The organism is Paenibacillus sp. FSL H8-0259 (assembly GCF_037963255.1).
Classification (GTDB): domain Bacteria; phylum Bacillota; class Bacilli; order Paenibacillales; family Paenibacillaceae; genus Paenibacillus_AQ; species Paenibacillus_AQ phytohabitans.
In genome coordinates this window covers 5,951,828-5,966,671 of sequence record NZ_CP150147.1, presented here as the reverse complement: position 1 = coordinate 5,966,671, position 14,844 = coordinate 5,951,828, and the positions used below count along the sequence as shown (strand labels likewise).

The 14,844-nt window shown below is 41.5% G+C and carries 11 protein-coding genes; all 11 read left to right on the top strand.

The genetic code is table 11. The annotated features are described in order from the left end of the window. Positions 1-174 precede the first annotated feature (174 nt). The 11 genes from NSU01_RS25650 to NSU01_RS25600 all read left to right on the top strand — a co-directional run bounded on the left by NSU01_RS25650 (position 175) and on the right by NSU01_RS25600 (position 14,842). On the top strand, positions 175-1,068 hold the full coding sequence (locus NSU01_RS25650; RefSeq protein WP_076243784.1) for an ABC transporter permease subunit: 894 nt from the start codon (positions 175-177) through the stop codon (positions 1,066-1,068). Between the two features lie 2 nt (positions 1,069-1,070). Next, on the top strand, positions 1,071-1,967 hold the full coding sequence (locus tag NSU01_RS25645; protein WP_076243783.1) for a carbohydrate ABC transporter permease: 897 nt from the start codon (positions 1,071-1,073) through the stop codon (positions 1,965-1,967). 67 nt (positions 1,968-2,034) lie between these two features. Next, a complete protein-coding gene (locus NSU01_RS25640) occupies positions 2,035-3,738 on the top strand; it encodes a hypothetical protein (RefSeq protein WP_076243782.1) in 1,704 nt (567 codons plus the stop codon). 81 nt (positions 3,739-3,819) lie between these two features. Then, positions 3,820-5,634 (top strand): sensor histidine kinase, encoded by a 1,815-nt coding sequence (locus NSU01_RS25635; protein ID WP_339302351.1) that lies wholly within the window; start codon positions 3,820-3,822, stop codon positions 5,632-5,634. After that, positions 5,609-7,222 carry a response regulator gene (locus NSU01_RS25630; RefSeq protein WP_076243781.1) on the top strand — a complete coding sequence of 538 codons (1,614 nt, stop codon included), beginning with the start codon at positions 5,609-5,611 and terminating at the stop codon, positions 7,220-7,222. The genes NSU01_RS25635 and NSU01_RS25630 overlap by 26 nt, the downstream gene beginning before the upstream one ends. Positions 7,223-7,516: 294 nt before the next feature. Continuing rightward, positions 7,517-8,530, top strand: a complete 1,014-nt coding sequence (locus NSU01_RS25625; RefSeq protein ID WP_076243780.1) for a response regulator — start codon at positions 7,517-7,519, stop codon at positions 8,528-8,530. A 2-nt stretch (positions 8,531-8,532) separates the two neighbouring features. Beyond that, positions 8,533-10,362 (top strand): histidine kinase, encoded by a 1,830-nt coding sequence (locus NSU01_RS25620; protein ID WP_076243779.1) that lies wholly within the window; start codon positions 8,533-8,535, stop codon positions 10,360-10,362. A 76-nt stretch (positions 10,363-10,438) separates the two neighbouring features. Continuing rightward, positions 10,439-11,995 (top strand): extracellular solute-binding protein, encoded by a 1,557-nt coding sequence (locus tag NSU01_RS25615; RefSeq protein ID WP_076243778.1) that lies wholly within the window; start codon positions 10,439-10,441, stop codon positions 11,993-11,995. A gap of 97 nt (positions 11,996-12,092) precedes the next feature. Beyond that, positions 12,093-13,049: an ABC transporter permease subunit gene (locus tag NSU01_RS25610; RefSeq protein WP_076243777.1), complete on the top strand. Its 957-nt coding sequence runs from the start codon at positions 12,093-12,095 to the stop codon at positions 13,047-13,049. Continuing rightward, a complete protein-coding gene (locus tag NSU01_RS25605; protein ID WP_076243776.1) occupies positions 13,049-13,918 on the top strand; it encodes a carbohydrate ABC transporter permease in 870 nt (289 codons plus the stop codon). The genes NSU01_RS25610 and NSU01_RS25605 overlap by 1 nt, the downstream gene beginning before the upstream one ends. Before the next feature lie 66 nt (positions 13,919-13,984). Next, positions 13,985-14,842: a sugar phosphate isomerase/epimerase family protein gene (locus tag NSU01_RS25600; protein WP_076243775.1), complete on the top strand. Its 858-nt coding sequence runs from the start codon at positions 13,985-13,987 to the stop codon at positions 14,840-14,842. The last annotated feature ends 2 nt before the right edge of the window (positions 14,843-14,844 follow it).

Sequence of the window (14,844 nt, the reverse complement as noted above, 5' to 3'; positions counted from 1 at the left end):
CATAAAATAATTTAAAAAGGTTTAGATATATAGTGATATAAGAAAAATGCAATAAACCCTATAAATGTAAATATGTAAATAATATACATCCAATTAAAGTGATAGAAATCCAATCGTTGTTATCTCGTCTTTGCTTACAAGCCGTTCTATAATAACTTTACGAGGAGGATGGTTATGTACTCAAAATTTCATAAGTATCGTTGGCAGTATCTCATGATTTTGCCGGGCGTAGTGTTATTATTTGTTTTTAATTACATTCCTATGGCGGGTATCCAGGTTGCTTTTCGTGACTTCCGGATCGGCGGCTCAATATGGAATAGCCCATGGGTTGGATTTAGTAATTTTGAGTTCTTGCAGGATCCGCAGTTTTTAACCATTGTAGAAAATACACTCTTTATTTCTGTTCTGAAATTTATATTTGGTTTTCCGGCTCCGATCATACTCGCTCTTCTCATTAATGAAATTAGAAGTTCTAGGTTCAAACGATTTGTGCAATCCGTCAGTTATTTACCCCATTTCTTCTCTTGGATTGTAGTCGCTTACATTCTTCATTCGTTCTTATCGCTGGATGATGGACTCATCAACCAATTCATTACGTGGACCGGAGGAGAGCCGATCTTCTTCCTTGGGTCGGATGATTGGTTTAGACCTATGGTTATCGTAAGCGGTCTATGGAAAGAGACGGGGTGGAACACAATTCTCTTTTTAGCCGCGATTACCACGATCGATCCTCAGCTCTACGAAGCGGCGAAGGTAGAGGGGGCAGGCAGACTGGCGCAAATTCGGCACATCACGCTGCCGGGCATGATTCCGACCATAACAATTATTTTGATTTTGAGCATACCCGGATTAATCACAATTGGCATGGATCAGATTTATCCATTGATGAATTCCGCAAATATGGGAGTCGCGGATGTGTTGGATACTTATGTATTGCGAAGCGGCCTGCAACAAGGGTACTTTGGAATGGCGACTGCCGTCGGCCTGCTATCTTCGGTGATTAGTTTGTTACTGGTTGTCTCATCGAATCAATTTTCGCGAAAAATTAACGGCGAAGGGTTGTGGTGAAGATGAGATTATCCAAGTCCGAAAAAATCGGCCAAATCATCATCGTTGTTATGCTTGTCTTGTTATGTGTCTCCGTTATTTATCCGTTTCTATACATGATGGCTATATCGCTTAACGAAGGATCGGATGCGGCCAAAGGGGGCGTATATTTATTCCCGCGCTCTTTTACACTAATTAATTACGAAATCGTACTTGGCAACGAGGTCATCCGCCATTCGTATTTGATTACCATCGCTCGAACAGTCATTGGTACGATAACCGGTCTCATTGTAACGTTGTTAGTTGCCTTCGGTTTGTCCTATAAGGGACTTCCGATGAGGCGTATCATTATGACTTACATTTTAATTACGATGTTGTTTAGCGGGGGGCTGGTCCCCTTCTATATCCAATTGAACAATTTGGGGCTGGTGAACACATTTTGGGTCTATATTTTACCGGGTATGTTCTCGGTCTGGAATATGTTCGTTATGCTCAAATTTATACAGGGTATACCCGAAGCACTCATTGAATCGGCAGAGCTGGACGGAGCCGGTCCGCTACGGACCCTATTGCAAATCATCATTCCTCTCTCAAAGCCGATGCTTGCTGCCCTTGGTTTGTTTACGGCTGTAGGTCACTGGAATGATTGGTTCTCTGGCGCTTTTTACGTAACCGACCAATCGCTCATCCCGGTGCAGACCTTCTTGCAGCAGTTACTATCCGCTTCTGATTTGTCTGCCATCTTTGGCTCGAACATCAATCAGGAAGCAATAGCAAGAAACTCCATGACGCAGAGCACGACGCTTATGTCCATCAAGATGACTGTCGTTATGGTCAGTGCACTTCCGATTCTATGTGTCTATCCTTTTCTGCAGAAGTATTTCGTTAAGGGCGTACTCATTGGTTCTGTCAAAGGATAATCCATGAACCTAAGTGTGGGGAAACAAATGAATTACAATATTTGATAATTATAGGGAGGGTCATCTCATGGTTATTAACAAAAGGAACCGGCGTTCAATTGCTTTAGTGATGGCAGTACTGCTCGTCACTCTCGTCGGCTGTTCAAGCACGGGAAAGGAGAAAAACAGCTCTGGAAGTCCTGAAAGCACAGCTAATTCCGGGACGTCAACATCTGATAGTGGATCGTCCGCGTTCGATCTTTGGTTAGGTTGGGCGGCAACGATCAATAACGACAGTCTGGTGCAACAATATTGGAGAGATAAAGAACCAGGGGTCGCGGTGAAGTTGGAAGCAACTCAAGGGGATGCGATGACAGCGCTCAATTTGAAACTGAATGCCGGCGGTTTTAAAGATGCAGCCATGTTCAGTCACAATGATACGGTGTTAACCGCAATGACCCGGTCTGGAATGGTTATGCCTCTTGAACAATATTTCGATATGCCTGACAAATATCCGGGATTGGCATCCATCCCCAAAGTGTATATTGACCGTTTGAAAGATAAGGATGGTCATATTTGGTCCATTCCTACATGGTTCGACCAAAATCCCGATAACCCATGGCCAGGCTGGTCTTCAAACTCATGGGTGGTTCGGACGGATGTTGTTGAAAAGGCAGGAATGACCCTGGACGATTTAAGCACAATCGAAGGTGTGGAGGAGTTTCTTCGTGAAGCTGCCAAGATCAAGGATGATTCTGGCAAACCCTTACTCCCGCTTTCGTTCCTGATGGATCAGAATGATAATTTAGGCTATAGCGACGAGAACGCCGTACTTAATGCCTTTGGCGTGTCTACAGGCGGAGCAGGTATTGAGAAAAAAGGCGAAGAATTTATATTCGCCTATGACAACCCGAATTTTAAGAAAGCATACCAATGGATGAATAAGATGTACCGGGAAAAGTTAATCGATCCCGAAGTCGTCACAAGCAAGAAAGAACAATACCAGGAAAGAAACCAATCCGGACGCGTAGCAATGAATGTCGGATCGTTCTTTAATATTCCGTCTTCAGCTTGGGAGGCTCTAGATGGACCTACGGCTCCCGGGTGGTATTATCAGGTTATTCCGATCCCTAAGGTTCCAGATGTGGATCAGGTCGGCATCAATCAAGTCGTGAATCCTTATCCGGGTTATGATGTCTTTGTCAATAAAGATACTAAGAATCTGGCTGCCATCTTAAAATTCTTCGATTACACCTTGCAACCGAATCCCGAGCAGCAGCATGTTGTTAATGAAGGACCAGCCGGACTGTATTGGGACTGGGTTGACCAACCACTCGGCAAATGGAATTTCACCGATCCGGAATATGACAAGGCTCGTAACTCGGGGGATGTGGCTCTAAAATCCAAAGTTACACCTGAATTGTACATGACGTCTTCCTTTAGTAATGAATGGTACCCGTGGTGGAATGTCGGCAATCATCCGCATGCGGGTTATAAGAAGACAACTGAGTTTACGGAAGCTGTCGGCAAAATGGGTGCGGTGCGCTCCGTGCACTCTTATGATATGGTGAAGATGAAGACAGGCGGAGTTTGGGAGAAAAGTGCGCCGACTGTCGAGAACCTCCGTAAAGAGTACCGGGCAAAGTTATTGATGGCACAGGACGATGGAGCTTTCGAGAAGGTTTGGAATGAGTTCCGAGGGGCGCTTGAAAAGCGAGGGCAGTGGAACGAAATGAAAGCCGAATGGCATGAAACCTATCAGGCTGAAATTCAAGTGAATGGAGAGTTTTAGTATAATGAAGGAGCATTCTTGAACAAGGGGTGCTCCCCTTCTTGTTGCTAAGGCCCGGGGAGTCGGAAATGGGGGGTCCTGTTGAGTCTACCGCGTCGAGTTGAAAATTTCGTTATCAGAATAACCCAATCGATGAATATTAGGAAAAAGGTCATCATTTTATACGCATTCATCGTATTTATTCCGACTGCGTTGCTTGCAGTGGGGGCGGGTTACGTTGTTCTTTACCTGGTTCGTGAGAATTATTTGATTACGATACAGGAAGCCGTTCGCCAAAATGCCCAAAGCATCGCATTCAAAAAGCAAAGTTACGATTTAATCGTTACCCGTGCCGCCACCGATGGAGAACTGATCTCCAGACTTTCCCGTGAATACAAAGATATATACGAGCAACTGGACACCGTGCTGTATGTGGACCGGTCTTTTCAATATACAGATCAGTATTTACCGGGAATTAAGTCGTTTCGTATTTACCATTCGAACAGTACGCTCGTTCAGGATGGGGGGTTCCTTTGGAGACCGGAGAACCGGATGATATCCGGTGAAAGAGAGGAAGCATGGTTTGAGCGAACAATTGAGACTCCGGGAGCGCTTAAATGGTCCAATGGCGTTGATAACGAACGCGAGTTGGTGGTCTCTCATAAGATTTCAAACCATAACGGCGGGTATTACGGAATTATTTATATGCGACTGGATTATAACGAGGTCTTTGCGGAATTCCTCCATCGTCCATTCGATGGAGCCGGCGATTTGTATATCGTGGATGAAAGAGGAAACATCATCGCTTCCTCGAGTCAAGAACAAATCGGAATCCGGTTGGACGAATCTTCGATACAGCCGTACTGGAATGATTCATTTGAAATGAATGCCGTAATGAACGGCAAGCTGTTTGTGACCAGTAAGCTGGATTCTGGTTGGACCGTAGCCGCGCTTGTACATTTGGACCGGATGGAAGAACAATCTCGGATCATTTTCATCTCTGTTGGAGCAGGCATCGTTTTCTTCTTGATGTTATCTATTTTCTTGCTGTATGCCTTTTTAAACAACTTCGTGTGGCGGATTCACAAACTGGGGAAACGAATGAATGATATTTCCCGCGGTGATTTCGAGGTAAGCGTAAAAAACAGGGTGCAAGACGAGCTTGGTGAACTAGAATTACTGTTCAATCATATGACAGGTCGCTTAGGCAAGCTTGTCGAAGAGAATGCGCAAGTCGGAATCAAGGAGAAAGAACAATCGTTTAAAGCATTACAGGCCCAGATCAATCCGCATTTCATCTATAACTCCTTAGGGTTGCTACGCTGGCGGGCGCTGGATCTGCATGATGAAAAGCAGATTAGAATCATTGATGCGTTAACGAGCTTCTATCGAATTGCTCTGAATAATCGGGAAAATGTGACCGCAATTCGCGACGAGCTAGAGCATGTAAAGGCCTATCTTGAAATTCAACAGTTGCGTTATCCGGATCGGGTTTCGGTGGATTGGGACATAGATCCTGAGGTTTTGGACTTGTATACGATCAAACTTTTGCTTCAGCCGATAGTGGAAAATTGCTATTTACATAGCGGAATTACGCAGGTCATCCATGCGCAGATCCGTATATCCATTATTCGATTGGATGGAGAAGTCCACTTTGAAATATTTGATAATGGCAAAGGCTTACGTCCAGAGATATTGGAACTGGTTCGCATGGAGAAATATGAAGGCACCCGAAACGGGTTTGGGCTTAACAATATAAGAGAGCGGCTGCGTTTGTATTTCGGTTTGCAAGGACATTTTGCTATAGACAGCATCGAAAACGAGTGGACATGCATCTCCATTCGCATTCCCGTCTGCACGAATAAGCCCCAAATTATGAGAGGTGAGGGTTATGATTCAAGCGTTAATCGTGGATGACGAACCGCTGCATATCGAAGGATTGACAAAGTATATTGATTGGAACGATATCGGTTATGAGCGGCCGCTAACTGCAGAATCGGCTGAAGCGGCCTTGGTGACCTTGGCTGAAACCCCTGTAGACGTTCTGATTACGGATGTATCAATGCCTGGAATGACAGGGATCGAACTGCTTGCTACGATTACGGCAAATTATCCGAGATTATCATCTATGCAGACATTGATAATCAGCGGGTACAATGAGTTCGAATTCGTCCAAGAAGCGATTAATCTAGGCGCAAAGGGATATGTGCTGAAACCGATCAAGATCGAGGAACTGGTAGCAAAGTTGATTTCGTTCCGAACAGTTATCGAAAAGAAACGGATGATCGAAAATGAAACTACAGCATTGAAGGAGAGAGTCATTGGAAGCATTGACGTTCTCCATGATCGATTCGTTAATGAACTGCTAGAAGGAAGAATTCAAAACGCGGAGCAAGCCAACTCATGGAGGCATCTTCTTGATTTGCCTCCCGGAGACCGGGAGAATCGATTGTTCCTGTTTACTTACGACAATTTACACGGATTGCCCATGCAGAGTGCCGAGCAGCGAATTCTTCTAAGTGACTCGTTAGTTCGTACCGTTCGAGTGGGAATCTCGGGGTATGGTCAAATTTATATCGGAAGAACAGCTACCGACGAAGTGGCTGTCTTGCAATTGAACGCCACTCCAGGTGAACGGGCCCAGTTGGAAAAGCAGTTCGCTTTCGTGCAGGAAGTTATCCGTGAGCAACACGATGCTACGATCACGATAGGTGTGAGTAGAGAAGTCATCGGTATAGGGGAGGTTCCAAGACTTTATAAGGAATTGAAACATATGCTCACTCAATTGAAGTCTACCGGAAGTGAACAAATTCATTATTTCGATCAAATCCAAGCGACCGAATACCGCGAATTTCAGTTACGGGATGAGGAAATTCCGGAAATCGTCAGGCTTCTAGAAGCAGGCGAAGAGGAGCGGGCCGTTGCGCAATTTAATCATGCTTTTGATATGCTGTTGATGCAAGATGACATTTCTATCACATATGTAAAGGCCTTTGCCATGGGTTTGATCAGCGAATTGGTGCGAAGGTTTAATCGTTTGAACGACAATGACAACACTCACTATATGATGGTCTGGCATGACTTGCTGGAATGCGTCCGTACGTTGGAAGTTCGTGAGGTTGTCTTGGAGTACATGACGAGGTTCGCACAACTTGAGCGCAAGGAACAGGCTACGCAGCAGCATCATCTTATTCGTAACGTTGAAGCTTATTTGGAAAAAGGTCTTCAAACACAACTGACCGTCAAACAATTGGCCGAACACTTTCAATTGAACGCAAGCTATTTAAGCGTTTTGTTCAAGAAGGAAATGGGAAGAACGATATCCGATTTTATATTGGAGAAGCGTTTGGAAAGAGCGAAGGAACTGCTGAAGGACCCTAATATAAAGGTTTATGAGGTAGCGGAACAGGTAGGGTATCAGACTGCTGCGTACTTCACATATATATTTAAGAAAGCTAACGACGTCACTCCTCAGGAATATCGGGATTATTATTATGAGGATTAAGGATGATTGTTTGTAATAATAACAGATCTTTAATCAACTTATTGAAAGGCTTCAGTAAGTACACTGATTTTAACAACCAGTGTACTTACTTTTTTTTGAAGTCTTTGTGTACATGGCACTGTTGTTATATATAACTTTACAGTATCAGAATCCTCTAATACTTTACCAAATGTAGTAATGCTTTTTTGTTTTCATTAAGCCAGTAAACAAAATTATTCTATGTTATGCTACACATACTATTAATTGTTTTTAGGGATTTAAGTGAAAATAAAAAAGATAAAGGGTGGTGCATTCATGCTAAAAGTCTTGGTTGCGGAGGACGAGCCGTGGATTCGGGCTGCGATCGTCGAGATGGTAGAAAGCATGGGACATGATATTAAAGTTGTGGGAGACGTTACGAATGGTGAGGAGGCTTGGCACATTATTCAACAGATTTGGCCAACCGTTCTTATTACGGATATTATGATGCCAGAAATGGACGGGCTTGAACTTGTACGGATGATTTCAGAGCATAAAATTCCAATGGCAATTATTATTCTTAGTGGTTATGAGAATTTTCAATATGCGCAAAAAGCAATCAGCTACGGTGTAAACCGATACCTGCTGAAACCCGTTAATCGCGAAGATCTGAAAAATGCTTTATTCGAAGCTATGGAGAAATTAACCGAAATTGAAAAAATGAATTATTATCTAATGAAAATCCAAACTTACTTTGATACAGTCAATGATCTTCCGGATGCTGAAGGAATAAAGCGCTTCCTAAAACTTGAAGAAGACATTCGAAGCGTCAAATACCTTCACTATGCGGCTTATTTAACTTTGATCAGGATTATTGAGTCCAAACTCAGCTCCTTATTATCCAGTATTGAAGCGAAACATACGACTTTATCAAATTTTGACGGAATTCCAGAGCAGGAAATACGCAAACACCTTAGCACATTAGCGGAACTGTGGTTTTTGCACCCGGACCGTAATAAAAGAGAGTTTAAGTATGTTATTAAATCTGCTTGCGATTATATTCATTGCAATTATAGGGATGATCTTACGTTAACACAAATGGCGGAATATACCAATTTAAGTATATCCCATTTTAGTGTTCAGTTTAAAAGATATACGGGAGAGACACTAATTTCTTATATTAACCGTACACGAGTAGAAAAAGCAAAGGAACTACTCCGAACGACTAATGACAAATTATTATTCATTTCTGAGAAAGTGGGGTTTTCTAGCCAACCTTATTTTATTCGTGTATTTAAAAGTATAACGGGAATGTTGCCTAACGAGTATCGAAAAAGCTGGGGGTTATAGTCATGAGAAGGTGGTTTGGCCGTTTATACCTGAGGCAAAAAATCATCATCAGTTTTTTTTCCATAGCATTGATTGCGGTGTTATCCATGAATATTCTCTCGCACTATTATTACAGTCGTGCAACACAGAAAGACTTTTTTAATATTGCTCAGACTACAACAGAAAGTCTTAATCATCAGCTTGAAATTTATTTTCAGCAAATTGCAAAATCTACCTATGCAATGAATGCAGGTGTACTTCGGTATTCAAGTTTGTTATTGCAGAAAGATGACTCTAGCCTAATACAAGATTGGCTTCGGGACGGTACTTCATTTAGTAAAGAAAGACTCTCGATGATCCAGGATATATTAAAAAAATATATTTCATTTAACTATCCGGAGATTGAAAAAATTTACCTTACTTCGGTGGATCAAAGAGTTCTGGAAGCATCTGGCGCTTTTCCGGAAAAAGCCTTATCCCAACCATGGTACAAATTTCCCCTCAGCAGTAATTTGGAACTCTTCCCAACATTCTTAGAGAATCAAGAAGTAATCCCTACCATTTCTGCTGCAATCCCCATTTTCGATGTAACAAATACTAAGCTCTCGGGAAAACTTATCTTAAATATGAATTTATCAGAAATCAGAAACATGATCGGAAATATGAAGATAGGTGAAACTGGATATATCTTTATAGTTTCGTCCGATGGAAAAATTGTTTATCATCCAAACTCGAGTTGGCTGGCTGCTTCAATAAATGAGACAGATTTGTCTTGGCTTTCATTAAAAAAAAACAATACTCTACAAGTATGGGAGAACGAGCAATACCTTGTTTCATATAGCGTTTCTGAGTTAACAGGTTGGAAAACCATTGCACTGGTTCCTTTAAGCGAGATGGCTACAGGGCTTCATTTTGCCCAATATTCCGCAGTCATTGTTATGGCTCTATTAATTGTGGCTATTCTCATTGCCGTACCTTTTGTCGCGGGGCGACTAACAAGGCCTATGATTGAATTAAAAAAAGCGATGGAAAAACTGCAAACAGGTGACTTATCCGTTAGGGCTAAAATAATTCCAGGACGCGATGAAATCCACATGCTCAGTTTAAGCTTCAACCGGATGGCCGAAAGATTAAGTGAATTGGTAAATACGGTATATAGCATGGAATTAACAGAGGTTCAAATGAAATTATTGCAGAAAGAGGCCACTATACAAGCTTTGCAAAATCAAATTAATCCACATCTCCTTTATAACACGCTGGATATTATTAAGAGCATTGCATTTTTGGAGCAAGTACCCAAAATTGAGCGAATAGCTGAGAATCTAGCAGCTTTATACCGGTTTACAGCAAAATTCGATCAATCAGAAATTTCGCTTAAGGAAGAACTCGAAAACTTAAAGAAGTATCTGGAAATCATTCATATCCGGTATACGAAGAACTTTGAAAGCAAAGTTAATATTGATGAAAAATATTTACAGGCAAGTATTATCAAATTATCCATTCAACCTCTTGTCGAGAATGCAGTGAAATATGCAGTCGAACCCCGTTATGGAAAGGCGGCTATTATCGTAAGTGCATATCCTGAAGAAGGCGATTTAATTATTGAGGTTGGTGATAATGGTTCAGGAATTGAACAGGTGCTGCTTCAAACGTTGCAGAAACGCCTTGCATCTATTACAAATCAACCGAATGCTAGCATGAAGACAGATGGATCTTTAGGATTAGTCAATGTTCATAATCGTCTGGTGCTTTCTTATGGAAGAGCATATGGCATTAAAGTTCACTCTTTCTTTGGTAGAGGTACGGTAGTTTCAGTAAGAATTCCATTCATTAAAAAGGATAACAAATCGTAAAAACGTGCAATTTTATAAGTAATTGGTCCCTTTATAATGAGTATGTAAGGAAAATAACACAAAAGGGAGTGTTACTTTGAAGCAGTATATAAAAAAAGCCGTAATCGGGTTATTGGCATTTAGTTTCGTCGCAGGATGTTCGTCCGGCGGAAGTGGAAATTCTAGTTTGAAGGATGAGTCCGCATCATCCGCAAATAAGAATTCCTCGGCTGCAGTAGCGAAGAACGAGAAAAAGATTCAACTTAGGTTTGCTGCTAAGTTCTGGGGCGGGCCGAAATGGACAGAGGATCATCCCACTATTAAATTCTTAAATGAAAAGTTTAATGTGGATATTAAACTGGATCTTATTAATGGACCGGAGTACGACGAAAAACTCAAGGTTATGGCAGCATCAGGATCATTGCCTGACTTTTATCCTGTCGATGCAGCAACTTACCTGGCTTGGCAATCTGAAGGTGCATTTTTGGAATTGACAGACTGGTTACCAAAATATCCGAATCTATTTGCGTCATACCCATTAGAGCATGAAGCGATGAAGATACTGAATCCCAAAGATAAAGTGTATGGAATTCCAGAAATATCATGGATAGTACGCGATACTGTGCAGATCCGCAAAGACTGGTTGGATAAGCTTGGAATGAAGGTTCCAACAGCAGAAGAGTTTACCGTTGACAAGTATTATGAGATTGCAAAAGCATTTGCACAACAGGACCCTGATGGTAATGGTAAGAATGATACAATCGGATTTGCTGGCGGGTATGATATTGAAAATCTGGCACTTCGAAACGCTTTTGGCATCGCAAATCCATGGATGAAGAAAGACGGGAAATTGATCCCGCACCAGTCACAAGTTGAGGAATACAAGGCATTCCTTAAGTTTATGAATAAGGCTTACGATGAGGGTGTACTTGATCGGGACTTCATGTTGCGTAAAAGTACAGAACTTGACGAACTAAAGAAATCAAACAAGTTGGGGATATTTTCGTATCATAATAATTACAAGATTGAAATTGAGAGCGCTGTCAAAAAGGCATTCCCTGATACAAATCCTGAAATTGTTGCCATGGCTCCTCCAATCGGACCTAACGGGTATCGAGGCAATCCGAATGCTTCGTTCGGCACAACTAAACGGGTAATTAATGCAAAAGCGGACGAAGAGAAGATTGATCGTATTCTTCAAATCCTTGACTGGTGGGTAACGGATGAAGGAACTCAAATTATGAAAAATGGGATTGAAGGAATTCATTATAAAAAAGGCGATGATGGCAAATGGCAAGTTACCGATCGTTGGGAGCCAGATGTACCACGCTTTTTAAACAGTAACCTGTTTAAACGCCCAGGCAATGATTTTAATCTTTACCTTTGGACCGATGAAGCCGAACTTAAGCGTCATAATGAGTATACTGCACTTGCCGAAAAGTATCCTTGGCCAAACGATGCAATGGGACTGGAATATTACTCAAAGACCTCTATTGATAAATCTGCGAGTTTAAATGCAAAATTCCAAGAGGCTGTGTTCAGGATCATTGTGGGCGAACAACCGGTTGATTCTATCGAGCAGGCTTCCTCCGATTGGCTCGCGAATGGTGGCGAACAAATCATAAAAGAAATCAATGAAGCAGCAAACAAATAATGAGATTCATGAGCCTAAGAGTAGCACAGACCGCACGCTTCTTTGCGGCCTGTGCTACTCAAGGCGCTTGGGTTTTTAGAAATAGGAGGAAGTGGAGATGGATCAAACTGTTATACCATCTAAATCTGCAAATGGATTAAATAAACATGTTTTTTCAAGGAAAAAATACCTAAAACGTGCTCTGCCTTTTTATTTGATGATCCTTCCGGGATTAATCTATTTTCTCGTCTTTCGTTATGCTCCAATGTTCGGTATATTTATTGCCTTTAAAAAATATACGCCCTTCCGTGGAGTATGGAAAAGCGAATGGGCTGGTCTTGAACATTTTGTTAGGTTGTTTTCAGAGAGAGACTTTGTGGTCTTGTTAAAAAACACTTTGTACCTAAGTCTTCTGGATACGTTCATTGCCTTTTCATTTCCGATTCTAATCGCGATATTGCTTAATGAAATAAAGAATAAATACTTTAAAAGTTCTATACAGACCATACTTTATGCTCCCCATTTTTTATCTTGGGTCATCATTGTTGGAATTACCATGTTATTTTTTCGGTCGCAGGACGGTGGCATAAACGTTCTACTTGAGGCTATGGGTTTCGGGCGTATTAATTTAATGACAAACCCGGATTATTTCCGATATGTTTGGTTATTTCAAAATATTTGGCAAGGTGCTGGATGGGGTGCAATTATATATTTAGCTTCAATAGCCTCAATTGATCCTGCATTATACGAGGCAGCCAAGGTAGACGGTGCGAGTAAATTAAGACAAATATGGAGCATCACATTGCCGTCGTTGAAGTCAGTCATATTGATTATGTTTATTCTGCGGCTTGGAAGCTTTATTGATGTAGGCTTTGAGCATATTTTCTTGTTGCAAAACCCATTGAATCTTCAAGTATCAGATGTATTTGAAACGTACGTATATCGGCAAGGTTTGGTGCAAGGCGACTTCAGCTATGCGACAGCCGTTGGATTGTTTAAATCTGTAGTCGGTCTCGTTATGGTAGTGAGCGCAAACACGATCGCAAAACGGTTTGGAGAGGAGGGAGTTTACTAATGGGAATTCGATTTAGGAGTGGAGACAGACTATTTAGTGTATTTGTATACGCATTTTTGACCTTGTTTACGTTGATGATTGCTTTTCCGCTCCTCTATGTGGTGACAACATCGTTTGCTCCAGTGCAGGATTATTATACGAGAGGGTTCTTTCTCTTTCCCAGCAAATGGACGCTGGAAGCATATAAATATTTATTATATAATCCCGGTTTCATTAGTGCCTTCAAAAGCTCTGTTATTATTACCGTTTTCGGGACTTTAATAAATATTACGATTACTTCCATGATGGCCTACGGCTTATCTGAACATTGGTTAAAGGGCAGATCCCTTTTTAATTTTATGATCCTGTTCACAATGTTGTTTTCTGGTGGTCTAATTCCGACCTATTTAGTTATAGACGGTCTTGGACTTATTGATACCTATTGGGCGCTTTGGCTGCCGGCTGCAATCGCTCCGTTTAACATAATTGTCATGCGCAGTTTTTTTGGTTCGCTGCCTTACGAGCTCAAAGAGTCAGCAAGAATCGATGGCTGTGGTGAGTGGAGGCTGTTTGCCTCCATCATAATTCCTTTATCCAAGCCGGCGATCGCTACGTTCACACTGTTTTATATGGTTGGTAACTGGAATACTTATTTTGGAGCAATTATTTATTTAAATGATAATTCTAAATGGCCGCTGCAAGTATTCTTAAGGCAGATGCTCATTATTAATGACGATAAGATCGGTCAACTTGCTGAGCCAATATATGCATATACACCAGCAGCACGAATGGCAGCTATTTTGATTACTGCAGTACCTCTATTAATAATATATCCGTTCCTCCAAAAACATTTTAACAAAGGAATGTTTGTAGGGTCGGTTAAGGGATAGTTTTACAGTTCAACTAAATGAAGAATTAAGCACTAATCACACCTATTAAAGAGAGGATAACAGACTATGAGTGAGTTTGTATTATCTGCATTTGCTGATGAAATTGATGCTAGTTTAAAAACACAAATGGATGTATTGGACCAGCATGGAATTAAATTTATTGAAATGAGAAGTATAGAGGGGAAAAATCTAGTCTACTATACTTTGGAAGAAATAAAAGAATTCAAGCGTCAACTTGATGCAAGAGGATTTAAGCTGTCCGCTATTGGGTCCCCGCTTGGGAAAATCGGTATTAACGATGACTTTGTTCCTCACCTCGAGCTATTTAAATATACTTTAGAAGTTGCCAAAGTAATGGAATGCCGCTATATCAGAATATTCAGTTTTTTTATTCCTGCAGAAGAGAGCCCGGAAAACTACCGGGAGGAAGTGATTCAGCGTCTAAGCCAGTTTGTTGAGGCTGCTAAAGGCAGCGACGTAATTCTTCTTCACGAGAATGAAAAAGATATCTATGGAGATACGCCGGAAAGATGTGTGGACCTGCTGGAGAGTCTGGAATCTGATAATGTAAAAGCCGTATTTGACTTTGCAAATTTTGTGCAATGTGATGCGAAGAATTATCCGGAAGGATATGAATTACTTAAAGACCACATTGTATATGTGCATATAAAGGATGCCGTTTATAGCGACCATCATGTGGTACCGGCTGGAGAAGGTGACGGAGCTGTCGAAGAAATATTAAGGGAGTTACGTAATAGCGGCTACGAAGGTTTTCTGTCACTTGAACCGCATTTGGGTAATTTCAAGGGTTTTGCCGATCTGGAGCCCCATTCACCTGGTTATGACTTGCCTGAAGGCGGAGCCAGAAGCTTCGCTATTGCTGTCCAAGCCTTAAAAAGAATTTTAGACCGAATTGATAAGTAGGG